Origin of the sequence: Novosphingobium jiangmenense, assembly GCF_015694345.1 — a bacterium.
In the GTDB taxonomy this organism is placed as follows: Bacteria; Pseudomonadota; Alphaproteobacteria; order Sphingomonadales; family Sphingomonadaceae; genus Novosphingobium; species Novosphingobium jiangmenense.
The window spans coordinates 129,695-144,576 of the sequence record NZ_JADQDC010000005.1 but is presented as its reverse complement, the minus strand read 5'-3'; the positions used below and the strand labels follow the sequence as shown (position 1 = coordinate 144,576).

The following is a 14,882-nucleotide window of genomic DNA, read 5'->3' as shown; positions in this document are numbered from 1 at the left end:
TGCCGCACGGGAGATTCGATGACCAGTCCAGCAGCGCGCCAGCCGGGAATTCCCCAAGGCCTCACCATCGTCCTTACCGGCTTCCTGCCGATCATCGCGATCGTCTCGATGTTCCCGGCAGTCCCGCGGATGATCGCGCATTTCGCTGCCGATCCATCGGCGCCGACCAAGGTGCCCGCGATGGTCTCGGCCCCGGGCCTGACCGTCGCGATCCTCGCGCTGTTCGCGGGCCTGATGGTCGACAAGTTCGGCCGCCGTCGCCTGCTGCTGTGGTCGACTGGCCTCTATGGCTTTGTCGGCATGGCCCCGATGTTCCTCGACAACCTCGATCACATCTATGCGTCGCGCCTGCTGCTAGGCGTTGCCGAAGCTGCGATCCTCACCACCGTGAACACCCTGATCGGTGACTACTGGGACGAGAAGGGGCGGTACCGCTGGCTTTCGATCCAGGGCATCGTCGGGCCCTTCTTCGGCAGCGCGGTGATCTTCACCTCGGGCTATCTCGCTTCGATGAGCTGGAACGCGGTTTTCGCAATCTACGCGGTCGGCTTCGTCTGCTTCATCGCCATGCTCGCCTTCATCTATGAGCCGGACAACGATGATACCGCGCGCAAGATGCTCGGCATCGGTGCCGAGGCGAGCACGCCGTTCCCGTGGGCGGGCGTTGCCCTGTTCGGTCTCGTCACCCTGTTCGGCGGCGCGCTCTACTATGTCTTCATCATCAACGGGGGCATCGTCTGGCAGGAACTGGGCGTCTCCGATCCGAAGGAAATCGGCCGCCTGACCACCATTCCCAGCATGTTCGTGATCGTCGGCGCCCTGATCTTCTGGGCCACAGGCCGTCTTGGCGCCCGCACGCAGCTGACGATCTTCCTGCTGCTGCTCGGTTCGGGCCTTGCCGTCATCGGCTCGGCCAGCGACTGGAAGGGCATGGTCGCGGGCATGGCCCTGCAGCAGACCGGCGCCGGCATGGCCGTGCCGACCCTCATCGCCTGGGCGCAGGGCTACCTGCCGTTCGAGCACCGCGGCCGTGGCATGGGCGTGTGGACCTCGACCTTCTTCCTCGGCCAGTTCGTCTCGCCGCTGCTGGTCAGCCTTGCTCGCGCATCGAGCGGCACGATGCAGGGCGCATTCCTGATTGCCGGCGCGCTGGGCATCGTGATCGCCGTGGTCACGTGGTTCATCGTCGCCCCCCGTCAACCGCAAGCTGTCGCAGCCTGAACCTCCAGAAGCAGGATCCCATGTCCAAGATCAAACGGGGCGTAAGCCTTTATTCCTTCCAGGAAGAGATGTTCCTCGGCCAGATGAGCGTGGAGGACTGCGTGTCCTTCGCCGCCTCCATCGGAGCCACCGGCATCGAAGTCCTGCCCGAGCAGAACATGCCGACCTTCCCGAACCTTTCGGATGCCGATGTCGAGGCATGGAAGGCCATGGTCGCGCGCCACGGTTGCCACTTCACCGCTTACGACATGTTCCTCGACACCAAGCTCCGCAAGGATCGCCTGATGTCGGACGACGAGCAGGTCGAAAGCATCGTGCGGGACCTGAAGCTGTGCAACCGCCTCGGCATCCGCAACATGCGCGTGCTGGTCTTCGTGCGCCCGGACATCCTCGGTCGCTGCGTGCCCTATGCCGAAGAACTGGACGTGCACATGGGCGTCGAGGTTCACGCTCCGTGGCATCTAGAACATGCCTGGATCCTGCGCACGCTCGAGGAGGCCGACCGCCTCGGCACCAAGCACCTCGGCATCCTGCCCGACATGGGCATCTTCATGAAGCACTACCCGCCCGCCTTCCGCGCCCGCTTCGAACGGCAGGGTGCCCGGCCCGAGATCACGCAGTTCATCGTCGACCAGCATGAACAGAAGATCATGGCCGAGTACACGATCTACGAAGTGGCGGTGAAGCTGCAGGGCAACAAGGCCGAGGTCGCCATGGCCGAAACCCTGCGCCATGCACCCTATGCCAATCCGAAGCGCCTGGCTGACTACGCGCCCTACTTCCACCACATCCAGGCCAAGTTCTATGAAATGAACGAGGACTGCACCGATCCCTCGATCGCCTACGACGAAGTGATCGATGTCCTTGTCGGCTGCGGCTGGGAAGGTACGCTGTCGAGCGAATACGAAGGCAACCGCTGGGTCCAGGACGTGCAGGAAGTCGACAGCCGCGAGCAGGTCCGCCGCCAGCACGTCATGTTCGAGCGCCTGATTGCCCAGGCCGAGGCCCGCCACGCCGCGAAGGGAGCCGCCTGATGTTCGACAAGTATATCATTGACGCGGCAACGCTGCGCAACACCGGCCCGGCCGACGCGCCGACCGGCTTCTCCTTCGAGACCAAGCTTGGCTACTATCGCGGCATCGGGCTTTCGATGGTCGAGGACTTGGTCGTCAGCATCGACGGCGAGGCGCTGCCCCGCGAAGCCATCCGTTTCGACGATGGCAACGGTTCGCTGACCCTCGACGAGATGGAAACCGCCTATGACCGCCGCTGGCTGTTCGGCGCGGTGGCGACCATCACGGTCGCCCTGGCCGGAGGCTTCCCGGCAGGCGAGCACAAGCTTGCCTTCCAGCAGCGCCTGCGCGTGTCCTACCTGCCGTTCCCGGCGTTCAACAACGACGAGAAGACGGTGAAAGTCGCCTGATGCGCAAGGCCGTTGCCCTGCTCGCGCTCGTGCTGCTCGGCAACGGTCCTGCAGCGCCCGACAATCGCCGCATCATCGAAGATTTCGCGCGCCTGTTCTATGTCGAGCGCGATGTGAAACAGGCGTTCGAGACTTACGTCGCGCCCGACTACGTACAGCACAACCCCGGCGTGCCGGACGGGCGCGATGCGGCGATCACGCTGCTTCAGCCGATGTTCTCCGACCCGAAGCACAGCTTCGAGGTGCGCAAGATCATCGTCGATGGCGATCTTGCCGCGATCCACATCTTCGCCAAGCCCGACCCCGCCGCGCGCGGGGCGGCCGTGGCCGACTTCTACCGTCTCAAGGACGGCAAGATCGTCGAGCATTGGGACGTGATCCAGCCGATCCCGGAAAAGTCGGCCAACGCGCACCCGATGTTCTGAGCGCGCCCCGGACGCAGTCGCCCTACTCGGCGGCCACCGGCTCCCCGGCTTCGGCCCGCCGCAACTGCATCATCCGCCGCCGCACCCGGATTGCCCCGGCGTCCGACGGCAGGATGACCGGGCGCAGCTCCCAGAAATCGCCATCCCCCATCGCTTCCTGCTGTGCGTGCAGCATCGGGTGATCTTCCTCGAGGAACGCCTTCTCGAGCAGCGCGTGGGCCTCGGGAGTGGGCTCGTGCGTGTAGAAGTAGTGCGTCGAGGTTGCCGTCTCCGGCGTCAGGATATGCGGATCGCCCATCGGCGGCACCACCATGTCCTTGCGGTCCGTGCCCGATCGCGCCAGCCCGATGAACAGTGCGAGGTTCGACGGCGCGTTCCAGCGCATGTGCAGCCACTGGTCGGTCTTCGCGCCTTCCGGCAGCATCGGCACTGCCCAGACCGGCGGGTCGGAATCGGGCATCGTCCAGTTGTTCCAGATCGCGCCGTTCTCCTCCTGCACCACTTCGTGCTGTCCGCAGGTCAGCAGCGACCCGTTGACGCCGAAGCTGTCGCGGTGAATGAATTCGGCGTGGCTCAGGTCCATCAGATTGTCGGTAACGAGTTCATAACTCGCCTCCATCCTGATCGTGCCGCGATGCAGCGGCTTGTCGTGGTCGAGGAAGCTGTAGTCGGGAATCAGCGCCGGATCGGCCAGGTCGGCATCGCCCGGCCAGAACCACACGCCGGTATGCTTCTCCACCACCGGCAGCACTTCGACCTTTGCGATGTCGAGCGGCTGGCCGCTGAACGGGTTGTGGGCGCAGTTGCCCGCCCCGTCGAAGGCAAGGCCGTGATACCCGCAGCGCATCATGTCGCCATCGCGCGTGCCCCGGCTCAGCGGCACGAAGCGGTGTGGGCAGCGGTCCGCCATTATCACCATTTCGCCGTCCGCCTTGCGCCAGATCACCCACGGCCTGTCGAGCAGCCGCCGGGCAAGAAATCCGCCCTCAGGCACCTCGTGCGACCAGCAGGCCATGTACCAGCCATTGCGAATGAACGCGCTCACAGCCATTCTCCCCGGATGTCGAATCAAATAAACCAGTTGGTTTCGTTATATCACGGATCGGCGCGATGAGAAGCCCCGTCAGCCGCAACCCGGAAGTCGTGCGCGCTCGCATTCTCGATGCCGCGCAGGCCGAGTTCATGGCCGAGGGCTTTGCCGGGGCCAGTACCAACCGCATCCTCGAACGCTTCGGCGGCTCCAAGCCGACCATGTTCCGCCACTTCGAGACCAAGCGCGCCCTGTTCGAAGCCGTTGTCGCCCGCATTGCCGAGCGCTGGCGCGATGCGGTCGACATGGCCGATGTCAGCGATGCCGATCCGCGCGCGTGGCTGGAGCGCTTCGCCGAGCGCGCCTTGCGATGGATCCTCACCGACGAAAGCATCTTCGTCGGCCGCATGGCCATCGCCGAGGGGCATCTCTTTCCAGAGGTAGGCGAAACCTACCGTCAGCACGCCGTCACCCCGCTCAACGATCTGCTCGGCGCGCAATTAGCCGCATGGACCGCGCGCGGATTGCTTGCCTGCGCGGACCCGGAGCGCGATGCGCTGGCCTTCTTCGACCTTACCCTTGCCGGCATGGTCAGCCGCAAGCTCTACCGCGTCGAGGCCAGCTTCGATGAAGTGACGCTTGCCGACCATGCCTGCACCTGCGTCCGCATCTTCCTCCACGGCTTGGGCAAGCCTGCCTGAACCGCCCACGGTTTCACTCCGCACGCTTGCCCACGTTCCTCCCAATTGTTAGCCTCACAAACGGAAGAGGAACGACACATGACTGGCAAGACACGCGATTTTCAGGGAAAGACCGCCTTCATTACCGGGGGTGTCAACGGCATCGGCTTCGGCATCGCCCGCGCTTTCGCGCTTGCGGGGATGGATCTCATCCTGACCTACCGCAAGGAGCAGGACCGCGAGGACGCCGCCCGCTGGCTGGCCGACAATAACCTGCCACCGGCCCGCTTCGTCCGGCTCGACGTTACCGACCGCGCCCGCTTCGCCGCAGTCGCTGCCGAGGTCGGCAAGGTCCATGTCCTCGTCAACAACGCCGGCGTCAGCGTGTTCGGGCCGACCGACGAGGCAAGCTACGCCGATTACGACTGGATCATGGGCGTCAATTTCGGCGGCGTGGTCAATGGTCTGGTCTCGTTCCTGCCGGGCATGAAGGCCCATGGCGAGGGCGGGCACGTGGTCAACGTCGCCTCGATGGCCGCCTACCTGTCAGGCCCGCAGGCGGGCATCTACACCGCCAGCAAGTTCGCCGTGCGCGGCCTCACCGAAAGCTTGCGCTACAACCTCGCCCCGCATGGCATCGGCGTCTCGCTGATGTGCCCCGGCCTGACGCGGACCAACGCCTGGACCAGCGCGCTCAAGCGGCCCGAAGGCTTTGCCGATTCCGGCTTCGCGCCCGCCGACGCTGCTGAACTCGAACAGTTCGGCACCGCCTTCGAACTCGGCATGGACCCGCTCGAAGTTGGCCAGAAGACGCTGCAGGGCATGATCGAGAACCGCGGGCTGATCCTCACCCACGGAGAATTCGCCGAAGACTTCGAGGAGATCTACCGCACCTCGCTCGACGCGCTCCCCAAGGAAAACATCCCCGAAGGCCGCCTCCACATCGAACGCCTGCGCCGCGCCGCCAACAAGGCGGCCGCAGAAGGCCAGCAGATCGCGCTTTCGGACCTCACCTGACCCCCGAACAGCAGACACAGAAAAGCGGGGCCCCAGCCTTCCGACCAGCGCCCCGCCAAGGGTCATGCGTCTCATCCTGTGTGCGTAACGCCGCCGGAGCCGCCCGGTTCCGGTCTGGTCCAAAGTCGTCCCTTTGTAAATTTATCTTTTTCCGTCATAGAGATACGCAGAGAGCGGCTTCGTCATGTGGTGTAGTCGCAAAGAATTCAAGGTCGTCTGAAGAATTCTTTTGAAAAAATATTCGGGAAAGATTTAATATTCGACAGTTGGAGCGGCGATTTCCGGTTCTATCCGGAGTCTTCCGTTTGCGATGTAATCGGATTTGCCTGTGGGGAGGCAAAGATGACCGTAGAGTTTTTCGTTTTTCCATTGCTGTCCGGCGGGTGCAGCATGTTGTTCACATTCGCACTTCTTTTTGTCAGAAGTCGCGTCCGCACCAATCGTCAACGCGTCATAGACGAGTTGGGTCTGATATTTTTCAAAAGCCAAGACAGGGCTGTAGCCGCATTTGACTACGCACGTGCGAAGTACGAAATGCAGACGGCGGCTGAACAGCAAACCGGAAAGGATCTGCCCAAACCTGTCGGGACGTGGGCATTGATCGGCGCCGCCGTCCCATACATGGTACTGTGCGCTCTGGGTTTCATGATCCTGTTCACGCCGATTCAGGATCTTGTCTCGACTACGCCCGGGGTCCGCAATTTTCTGGTGCTCAAGAATATTTACTGGACGATGGGGCAAGGTCAGGATGCGATTCTGACAAGTAGCGCAGCCTCGTTCGGGGCTGCGTTTCTCGGATCATACCTGATGACGGCCCGCACCCTGTTGCGGGCTGTCCAGAACTACGAGCTGACCCAGCTGACCTTCCTCCAGAATGCGGCCCACATGGGCTTCGGCCTGGTATCCGGCGTGTTTGCCTCGCAAGTCTTTGTCATCGGCGGGCAGAACTTCGGGATGGACTGGAGTGCGGGATTGACGCCGGGGGCGACTGTGCTCGTATTGGCCTTTGCGGGTGGATATGCGCCGGATCTCGGGATCACCAGCCTGTTCCGCCTGCTCAAGGTCCACGTGATCAAGACGGCTGACGAAGAGGTACTGAAAAACGCGAAGGTCACTCCGCTCGAGGCGCTCGACGGGATCGATACGGAGATTCGTAACCGGCTCAATCAATCGGGCCTCTATGACGTCCAGAATCTGGCAGTGGCGAACCCGTTGCTGCTCTTTGTGGAAACGCCCTACTCGCTTTATCAGTGCTTCGACTGGATCCTGCAGGCGCAGTTGTGTGTTTCGACAGGCATCAAGACCTACGAACGCTTGCGCGCCCTCAATATACGCACGTCGCTCGATCTGGAACGGGCAGTCCTTGGCGATGATGCTCCGGATAGCTTTGTCGCGGCAGTAGGCCGGATCATCTTCGGCGCATCAGGAGCGGGTGACGCCAATCCTGCCTCCACCTTCGGCAAGGCTGAAATCCAGCACGGCGCAATGGTAATGCTCGACGATCTGCACGTGCACCGCATGCGGGCACTGTGGGTGAGAATCTTTGCCACGATTTCGGTCGATGGAAAGGACTGGGTCTACCGCGGTCGCAATGAGGAGTGCGGTTCGCCGCAATGTAGCGGTCCCGCAACGAACAAGGTGGCGCCCGAAGGCGAGGATCACACTGTCCGGGAGTGATGGTGCGGTCGAGAAGACTCGAACTTCCACGGGCTTTCGCCCACAACGACCTCAACGTTGCGCGTCTACCAATTCCGCCACGACCGCAAAATCATACGGGGTGCCCGACCTGTGATCGGCGCCCCGTGGTGGGGTAGGAGCGCGCCCCTAGCAAAGGAGTGTGAGGCGCGCAACAAGCTTCGCGCAATTTTTCGCGCTTGCGGCGCAAAGCGTGCGGATCAGTCGGGCTTCCAGCCGATTTCGGCGGTCTTTGCCGATTCCGGAACGTCGGTGACGGCGGCGTTGATCGTCACGCTTTCGCCCGGTGCCAGTTCGGCCTGCTGCGGCGGCACCGACCAGGTCTTGACCACCTTGTCCTGCGAATCGCGCATCACGATCAGGATTTCCGGCAGAGCGCGCACGGCCTTGCCGGTATTGGTCACCGTCCCGCTCAGGCCCCAGTACTTGGTGCCATTGGGCAACTGGCGGCGGTCCTGCTTTTCCGGCGGGAACGAGCGCACGAGATCTGCCGGCCCTTCGCCGAAGGTCTGGTTCACGCCCGGGATCCACTGCGGCACGCCGAAGTACCATGCGGCACCGCCCAGCGCTGCGACCGAAACCGCGAAGGCGACAGCGGCAATCGTCCACATCTTCGCCGGATTGCGGCGCGGACGGAACGGCGGCTGATGATCGAAGGGCGAATTGTCGACCGGATCCTCGACCGGCGCGAAGCTGCGCCGCGCCTGATGGGGCAGGGGTGGCGGAGTCGGCGGCTCGGCCTCGCTCCGTTCCGGTTCTGCGGCAACCGGCTCAGGCTCTGCCTGCGGGGCAGGGGTTGGAGCTGGCGCCGGTGCGGGAGGAGGCGCAACCGGCTCGGGCGCGGCCTCGACGGGCGTTTCCTCGCGCGGGGGCAGTTCCGGCCCGTTCTGGAACCACGAATGGCGGCACCGCGCACAACGCACGGTCCTGCCGTCCACGCCGATCGCGGTGTCGGGAACGACATAGCGCGTCGAGCAGGCTGGGCACGCAATGATCATTCATCGGGTTAAGCATGGCCACGCCTCGGGAAACAATAGGCGCGACCCCCAAGAAACGCGTCCACGGCCTTTTTTCCACATGGATTGCCGCGTATAGCCCTTCAGGCGTAACGACGGCGCAGAACAAACGGGTACAGTCTCCACCTCATGAGCCAGCCAGACGACGCGGAGATTGTCCATTTCGACAACGTCGGCCTGCGCTATGGCACGGGCAAGGAAGTGCTGACCGATGTCAGCTTCACCCTCTATTCCGGGCGCTTCTACTTCCTCACCGGGGCTTCGGGCGCCGGCAAGACGAGCATGCTCAAGCTGCTTTACCTCGCCCAGCGGCCCTCGCGCGGGCTGATCCGCATGTTCGGCACCGATGCGATCACCCTGCCGCGTGAACGCCTGCCCGGCTTCCGCCGCCGCCTCGGCGTCGTGTTCCAGGACTTCCGCCTCGTCCCGCACCTCTCCGCCTTCGACAACGTGGCGCTGCCCCTGCGCGTGGCTGGCGTGCCCGAGCGGGACATCATCAAGCCGGTTTCGGACATGCTCGAATGGGTCGGCCTCGGCGATCGCAGCAACGCCCGTCCGGCCACGCTCTCGGGCGGGGAGCAGCAGCGCGTCGCCATCGCCCGCGCGGTGATCGGCCGCCCCGACATGCTCGTGGCCGACGAGCCGACCGGCAACGTCGATCCCGAAATGGCGGTCAAGCTGCTGCGCCTGTTCGAAGCGCTGAACCGGCTCGGCACCACCGTGGTCGTGGCCACGCACGACGTCCACCTGATCCAGAAGGTTCCGGAGTCGATGATCATGCGGCTCGACAAGGGCCGCCTGTCCGATCCTACCGGCGCGCTGCGCTATCCGCCGCGCCGCGCTGCCGTTCCGCCGAAACCGGACGTCCTCGGCGCATGAGCATCCTTCCCGCCCTTGCCAATGCCCTGCGCGCCGACTGGCGCGAGCGGACCAGCGCCGAAAGCCGCCTGCTACCCCAAGGCAAGCTGTCCGGGCCGATGCCGTGGGTCATCGCGATCATGATCGGCCTGACCGTCGTCGCCACGGCCAGCGGCCTTGCCTTGCGCAACACCGCGCGCGCCGCCCGCGCCGACGTGGCGGGCGGCGTCACCGTTCAGATCGTCCACGGCGCCCCGCGCGAACGGGACCGGCAGGCGCAGGCTGCGCTGGCAATCCTCAAAGCTGCACCCGGCGTTGCCGAAGTCCGCCTCGTCCCGCAGAAGGAGCTCGACGCGCTCGTCGAACCCTGGCTCGGCACCAGTGCGGGCGATGATGTCAACGCCCTGCCGGTGCCGGCGCTGATCGATGTGCGGCTCTCCGGCAATGCCGATGCCGCGCGGGTCAAGGCGCTGGGCGATGCCGTGCGCCGCAAGGCCCCCGCTGCCCGCATCGATGCCCAGGCCAGCTGGCTCGCCCCGGTATTCGAAGCCGTCCATGCCCTGCAATGGCTGGCGGGCGGGTTGATCGCACTGCTGGCCTTTGCCACCGTCGCCACCGTGCTGCTCGCGTCCCGCAATGCCCTTGGCAACCACCGCAGCACGATAGAGATCGTCCACATGCTCGGCGGCACCGACACGCAGATTGCCCGCATCTTCCAGCGCTCGATGGCGGTGGACGCAGCCGCGGGCGGCATCGGCGGGCTGCTGCTCGGCGTCATCGTCACCGGCCTGCTCGGACGCCAGTTCGCCGCGCTCGGCTCGGGCATGATGGCGGCAGGGGGTCTCGGCTGGAGCGACTGGATCGCGATCTGCTGCATCCCGCTGGGCGGAGTCCTGCTCGCCGTCCTCACTGCGCGGTTCACCGTGCTCAGCGCCTTGCGGCGGATGCTGTGACCAGCCGGGGCATCTTCCGCCGACTGCTGTCGCTGCTGCTGATCGCGTGGGCGCTCGGCTTCATCTGGTTCGCCGTGTTCCTGCCGCGCCCCATAGTCGAGCCCGTGCGCACCGATGGCATCGTTGCCCTGACCGGCGGAGGCGGGCGCATTCCCCATGCGCTCGACGTGCTGGAGCGTGGCCGGGCCGGAAAGCTGCTGATTTCCGGCGTTGATCGTGAAGTGCGCCCGCGCGAATTCGCCGCCGAATACAAGGTGCCCGAACGCCTGATGACCTGCTGCATCGTGCTCGGCTATGACGCGGTCGACACGCGCTCCAACGCGGTCGAGACAACGCGTTGGGTCAAGGAAAACAAACTGCGCTCGGTCCGCCTCGTCACCACCGACTGGCACATGCGCCGCGCCGCCTTCGACCTTTCGGTCGAAGCCCCGACCAATCTCATCATCGTCGAGGATGCCGTGGCCTCGAAGCCCAGCTTCCGCATCCTCTTCATCGAATACAACAAATACGTTGCGCGCCTCGTCGTCTGGCTCGGAGCGAAAGCGATCGGCTGGTAATCTTGCGCGAACTACTTTCCATCCCCCGCAGCCTGCTGTTCTACGTCGCCTTTTACGGCGGGTCGGTGTTCTTCGTGCTCGGCTCGCTCGCCCTGATGTCGATCTGGCGCGATGGTTTTCGCGCCGTGGTGCGCGGCTGGGCGGGCTGGCACCGGCTCTGCGCACACGTCCTGCTCGGCATCCGGGTCGAACTGGAAAACCCGGTGTTCAAGCCCGGCGTGCTCTATGCCATCCGCCACGAAGCCTTCTTCGAAGCCATCGACATGCCATGGCTGTTCAACCTGCCGGTGGTCTTCGCCAAGGCCGAACTGATGAGCATTCCGGGCTGGGGCAAGGCCGGCGCGCGCTACGGCCTGATCTCGGTAGAGCGCGAGGCTGGCGCACGCGCCCTGCGCACCATGCTCACCGATTCCCGCCGCCTGATTGCCGAGGGGCGCCCGCTGATCATCTTCCCCGAAGGCACCCGCGTGCCGCACGGTGAGCGCCGCGATCTGCAGGCAGGCTTTGCCGGCATCTACAAGCTGCTGGGCCTGCCGGTCATCCCCGTCGCGGTCGACAGCGGCCCGCTCTATCACCGCACATGGAAGCGCCCCGGCACGATCCGCTATCGCTTTGCCGAGGAGATTCCCCCCGGCCTCAAGCGCGAGGAAATCGAAGCCCGTGTCGAAGCCGCGATCAACGCGCTGAACGCATGAGCGAACCTGTGCAGAGCGAGGACGGGAAGCGCTCGCTTCTCGAAGTGCTCGGCCCCGGGCTGGTCACCGGCGCGGCCGACGACGATCCGTCCGGCATCGGCACCTACAGCCAGGTCGGCGCGCAGTTCGGCTATTCGCTGGCCTGGTCGATGATCCTCGCCCTGCCGCTACTCGTTTCGATCCAGGCGATCTGCGCCCGCATCGGCGCGACGACCGGGCGCGGCATCGCCCACAACCTGCGCCGCCACTATCACCCCGCGCTGCTGCGCACGATGGTGCTCCTCCTGCTGGTCGCCAATGTCATCAACCTCGGTGCAGACCTTGGCGCGATGGGCGCAGTTCTGGCGCTGCTGGTGCCGGGGCCGGAGCATCTGTTCATCCTCGGCTTCGGCCTGCTCAGCATCGTGGCGGAAGTCTTCGTCAGCTACGAACGCTACGCCCGCATCCTCAAGTGGACCACGCTCTCGCTGTTCTCCTACATCGCCGTGGTGCTCGTCGCCGACGTCGACTGGAGCGCCGCCTTGCGCGGCCTTACCGTGCCGAGCTTCACGCTCGACCGCGATCACACCATGGCGCTCGTCGCCATCTTCGGGACCACGATCAGCCCCTACCTGTTCTTCTGGCAGGCCGGTCAGGAAGTCGAGGAACGCCACCGCCGTCACGCCAAGCCGCTGTGCATCACCCCGCGCGAGGCCGGCCCCGAACTGCGCCGCATCCGCACCGATACGCTGACCGGGATGGGCTTCTCGAACATCACCGCCCTGTCGATCGTGATGGCCACCGCCGCCACGCTCCACGCCAGCGGCATGACCGGCATCCAGTCCGCACAGCAGGCCGCGACGGCGCTGCGCCCCATTGCCGGTGAGTTCGCCTTCGCCTTGTTCGCGCTGGGCATCATCGGCACCGGCCTGCTTGCCGTGCCTGTCCTCGCAGGGGCCGCCGCCTATGCGGTCAGCGAGACCTTCCGCTGGACCGAGGGTCTCGACCGCCGCCCGCGCGAGGCCAAGGCCTTCTACGCCGCTATTGCTCTGGCCACGCTTGGCGGCGTCGCGCTGAACATGATCGACATCGATCCGATGCGCGCGCTCTATTGGGCCGCCGTCGTCAACGGGTTGCTGGCCCCGCCGCTGATGATCGTGACGATGATGATCGCCCGCAATCCCCGCATCATGGGCCGCCTCGCCATCTCACGCAGGCTGGCCGTGGGCGGGTGGCTCTCCACCGCCGCGATGTGGGTAGTCGCGCTGCTATTCCTGTTCGGCTGAAGCCTTCGCGCCGTTGTGATCGCTGCGCCCGAAGTCGGGCCGCGCATCGTCCTGGCCCATCTCGATGATGCCGCGGCGGATCGCGCGGGTGCGGGTGAAGTGGTCGAACAGCACGTCGCCATCGCCCTTGCGGATCGCCTTCTGCAACTCGGTCAGGTCCTCGGTGAAGCGCTGGAGCATTTCCAGCACCGCGTCCTTGTTCGAAAGGAACACGTCGCGCCACATCGTCGGGTCCGAGGCGGCGATGCGGGTGAAGTCGCGGAAGCCACCCGCCGAATACTTGATCACCTCGCTCTGCGTCACCTGCTCGAGGTCCGATGCCGTGCCGACGATGGTGTAGGCGATAAGGTGGGGGAGGTGGCTGGTCACCGCCAGCACCTTGTCGTGGTGCGCGGCGTCCATGGTCTCGACCCGCGCGCCCAGCGCTTCCCAGAACGCCACCAGCCGCGCCGACAGTTCAGGGTCGGCATCGGCAGGCGGGGTGACGATGCACCAGCGGTTGCGGAACAGCGTGGCAAAGCCGGCGTCAGGCCCGCTGCGCTCGGTCCCCGCCACCGGGTGCGCCGGGATCACGTGATGCCCCGGCAGCGCCTCGGCAAGGGCTGCCGCGACGGTTTCCTTCGAAGAACCGACGTCACTGACCAGCGCGTCCTTGGCCAGCCCCGGCGCAATCGCGCGCGCCGCCGCGCCCATCGCACCCACCGGCACGCAGAAGATCACCAGCTCGGAACCCTCGGCGGCTGTTTCAGCGCTATCGGCGATGCGCTGCGCCAGCCCAAGCTCTGCCGCCTGCGCCCGCACCTCGCTGTCAGCATCCCAGCCGACCACTGCCGTATCGGGCAGGTACGCCTGCACCGCATGGCCGATCGACCCGCCGAGCAAGCCCAGCCCGACGATCGTGACTTGCCGGAACGGTACGTCGCTCACTTCGCAGCCTCGCACATGGCGCGGATGGCTCCGGCAATCTCGTCCATCTGCGCGCGCGTACCGATGGTGATGCGCAATGCCTGCGGCAGGCCCTGCCCCGGCAGCCAGCGGGTGATGTAGCCGTGGTCCATCAGGCCGAGATAGACCGTCTCGGCGCTCAGCTTGCCCTCGAACAGGATCAGCACGAAGTTCGCCTTGCTCGGCAGCGGCCGCACGCCATGGTTGCCCAAGGCTTCGAGCTTCTCGACAAAGCGCGCGAGTTCCGCCGTGTTGTGTTCGCGCGAGGCGACGACGAACGACTGATCCCGCACTGCCGCCAGCCCCGCCGCCTGCGCGGTGTTCGAGATGTTGAACGGCCCACGAATGCGGTTGAGCATGTCGACGATATCGGCATGTCCGGTGCCCCAGCCGATCCGCTCCCCGGCAAGGCCATAGATCTTCGAGAACGTCCGCGTCACCAGCACGTTCGATGCCCGCGCGGCGAGGTCCAGCGCACCATCGTCATCCGCCGGATCGAGATATTCGGCATAGGCGCCATCGAGCACCAGCAGGATGTCAGGGCGAAGCCCCGCATGCAGCCGCTCGATCTCGGCGCGCGGCAGCCAGCTACCGGTCGGGTTGTTGGGATTGGCAAGGAACACCACCCGCGTCCGCTCGGTCACGCAAGCCAGCAGCGCATCGACATCCGTGCCGTAGTCGGCATCCGGCGCCACCACCGGCACCGCGCCACAGCGCCGCGCCGCGATGTCGTAGACCGAAAAGCCGTAGCGCACGTAGAGCACTTCGTCGCCCGGCCCGGCATAGGCTTGCGCCGCAAGATTGAGCAGTTCGTCAGACCCCGTGCCCATGACGATGCGCGCCGGATCGATGCCATGCACCTCGCCGATGGCGCTGCGCAGCTCTTGGCTGTCAGGGTCCGGATAGGTCGCCGGATGCGCCGCCATCCCGCGCGCCTCGAGGGCCGCCGCGCTGGTGCCGAGCGGGTTCTCGTTGGCGGAAAGCTTGGTCAGCTTCTGCCCGTCCTTGCCGGTCGACTTGCCGGGGACATAGGCGTGAATGCCGAGGATCCAGTCCTTCGGTTGCGGTGCGTTGTCCATTCGCGCCCCTTAGTGTTTGCGGG

At 65.3% G+C, this 14,882-nt stretch carries 16 protein-coding genes and 1 tRNA gene; 12 read left to right on the top strand and 5 right to left on the bottom strand.

Going from position 1 to position 14,882, the window contains the following annotated elements:
- The first annotated feature begins 18 nt into the window (after window positions 1-18).
- From I2488_RS09380 to I2488_RS09365, 4 genes are read left to right on the top strand one after another with little or no spacing between them, the layout of a single operon-like run.
- Window positions 19-1,221, top strand: coding sequence for an MFS transporter (locus tag I2488_RS09380; protein ID WP_196275536.1), 1,203 nt, complete (start codon window positions 19-21; stop codon window positions 1,219-1,221).
- A 20-nt stretch (window positions 1,222-1,241) separates the two neighbouring features.
- On the top strand, window positions 1,242-2,255 hold the full coding sequence (locus I2488_RS09375; RefSeq protein WP_196275535.1) for a sugar phosphate isomerase/epimerase family protein: 1,014 nt from the start codon (window positions 1,242-1,244) through the stop codon (window positions 2,253-2,255).
- Complete coding sequence (locus I2488_RS09370) at window positions 2,255-2,644, top strand: C-glycoside deglycosidase beta subunit domain-containing protein (protein WP_196275534.1); 390 nt, start codon at window positions 2,255-2,257, stop codon at window positions 2,642-2,644. The genes I2488_RS09375 and I2488_RS09370 overlap by 1 nt, the downstream gene beginning before the upstream one ends.
- The gene (locus I2488_RS09365; protein WP_196275533.1) at window positions 2,644-3,069 is read left to right on the top strand and encodes a nuclear transport factor 2 family protein; all 426 of its coding nucleotides are present in this window, start codon (window positions 2,644-2,646) and stop codon (window positions 3,067-3,069) included. The genes I2488_RS09370 and I2488_RS09365 overlap by 1 nt, the downstream gene beginning before the upstream one ends.
- A 22-nt stretch (window positions 3,070-3,091) precedes the next feature.
- On the opposite strand, the gene I2488_RS09360 is transcribed toward I2488_RS09365, so the two are convergent.
- Window positions 3,092-4,114: a Rieske 2Fe-2S domain-containing protein gene (locus tag I2488_RS09360; protein WP_196275532.1), complete on the bottom strand. Its 1,023-nt coding sequence runs from the start codon at window positions 4,112-4,114 to the stop codon at window positions 3,092-3,094.
- A 65-nt stretch (window positions 4,115-4,179) separates the two neighbouring features.
- On the opposite strand from I2488_RS09360, the gene I2488_RS09355 reads away from it, so the two are divergent.
- The 3 genes from I2488_RS09355 to I2488_RS09345 all read left to right on the top strand — a co-directional run bounded on the left by I2488_RS09355 (window position 4,180) and on the right by I2488_RS09345 (window position 7,473).
- Window positions 4,180-4,800: a TetR/AcrR family transcriptional regulator gene (locus I2488_RS09355; RefSeq protein ID WP_196275531.1), complete on the top strand. Its 621-nt coding sequence runs from the start codon at window positions 4,180-4,182 to the stop codon at window positions 4,798-4,800.
- Window positions 4,801-4,878: 78 nt separating this feature from the next.
- On the top strand, window positions 4,879-5,796 hold the full coding sequence (locus I2488_RS09350; RefSeq protein ID WP_196275530.1) for an SDR family NAD(P)-dependent oxidoreductase: 918 nt from the start codon (window positions 4,879-4,881) through the stop codon (window positions 5,794-5,796).
- 342 nt (window positions 5,797-6,138) lie between these two features.
- Window positions 6,139-7,473 (top strand): hypothetical protein, encoded by a 1,335-nt coding sequence (locus I2488_RS09345; RefSeq protein WP_196275529.1) that lies wholly within the window; start codon window positions 6,139-6,141, stop codon window positions 7,471-7,473.
- Here I2488_RS09345 and I2488_RS09340 read toward each other — a convergent pair.
- Both I2488_RS09340 and I2488_RS09335 read right to left on the bottom strand, forming a co-directional pair.
- A tRNA-Leu gene (locus tag I2488_RS09340) sits at window positions 7,474-7,560 on the bottom strand.
- A 131-nt stretch (window positions 7,561-7,691) separates the two neighbouring features.
- A complete protein-coding gene (locus tag I2488_RS09335; protein ID WP_196275528.1) occupies window positions 7,692-8,489 on the bottom strand; it encodes an MJ0042-type zinc finger domain-containing protein in 798 nt (265 codons plus the stop codon).
- A 147-nt stretch (window positions 8,490-8,636) separates the two neighbouring features.
- Between I2488_RS09335 and ftsE the strand changes: the two genes are divergently transcribed.
- The 5 genes from ftsE to I2488_RS09310 are packed head-to-tail and all read left to right on the top strand — an operon-like array spanning window position 8,637 to window position 12,835.
- Window positions 8,637-9,386: a cell division ATP-binding protein FtsE gene (ftsE, locus tag I2488_RS09330; RefSeq protein WP_196275527.1), complete on the top strand. Its 750-nt coding sequence runs from the start codon at window positions 8,637-8,639 to the stop codon at window positions 9,384-9,386.
- On the top strand, window positions 9,383-10,318 hold the full coding sequence (locus I2488_RS09325) for a cell division protein FtsX (protein WP_196275526.1): 936 nt from the start codon (window positions 9,383-9,385) through the stop codon (window positions 10,316-10,318). The genes ftsE and I2488_RS09325 overlap by 4 nt, the downstream gene beginning before the upstream one ends.
- Window positions 10,319-10,329: 11 nt before the next feature.
- The gene (locus I2488_RS09320; RefSeq protein ID WP_196275670.1) at window positions 10,330-10,875 is read left to right on the top strand and encodes an ElyC/SanA/YdcF family protein; all 546 of its coding nucleotides are present in this window, start codon (window positions 10,330-10,332) and stop codon (window positions 10,873-10,875) included.
- A gap of 2 nt (window positions 10,876-10,877) precedes the next feature.
- The gene (locus I2488_RS09315; RefSeq protein ID WP_246465582.1) at window positions 10,878-11,570 is read left to right on the top strand and encodes a lysophospholipid acyltransferase family protein; all 693 of its coding nucleotides are present in this window, start codon (window positions 10,878-10,880) and stop codon (window positions 11,568-11,570) included.
- The gene (locus I2488_RS09310) at window positions 11,567-12,835 is read left to right on the top strand and encodes an NRAMP family divalent metal transporter (protein WP_196275525.1); all 1,269 of its coding nucleotides are present in this window, start codon (window positions 11,567-11,569) and stop codon (window positions 12,833-12,835) included. Before I2488_RS09315 ends, I2488_RS09310 begins: the two co-directional genes overlap by 4 nt.
- Here the strand turns inward: I2488_RS09310 and I2488_RS09305 are convergent.
- Both I2488_RS09305 and I2488_RS09300 read right to left on the bottom strand, forming a co-directional pair.
- The gene (locus tag I2488_RS09305; protein ID WP_343071020.1) at window positions 12,818-13,762 is read right to left on the bottom strand and encodes a prephenate/arogenate dehydrogenase family protein; all 945 of its coding nucleotides are present in this window, start codon (window positions 13,760-13,762) and stop codon (window positions 12,818-12,820) included. The two genes, I2488_RS09310 and I2488_RS09305, sit on opposite strands and share 18 nt — an antisense overlap.
- Window positions 13,759-14,859: a pyridoxal phosphate-dependent aminotransferase gene (locus I2488_RS09300; RefSeq protein WP_196275523.1), complete on the bottom strand. Its 1,101-nt coding sequence runs from the start codon at window positions 14,857-14,859 to the stop codon at window positions 13,759-13,761. Before I2488_RS09300 ends, I2488_RS09305 begins: the two co-directional genes overlap by 4 nt.
- Between the last annotated feature and the right edge of the window lie 23 nt (window positions 14,860-14,882).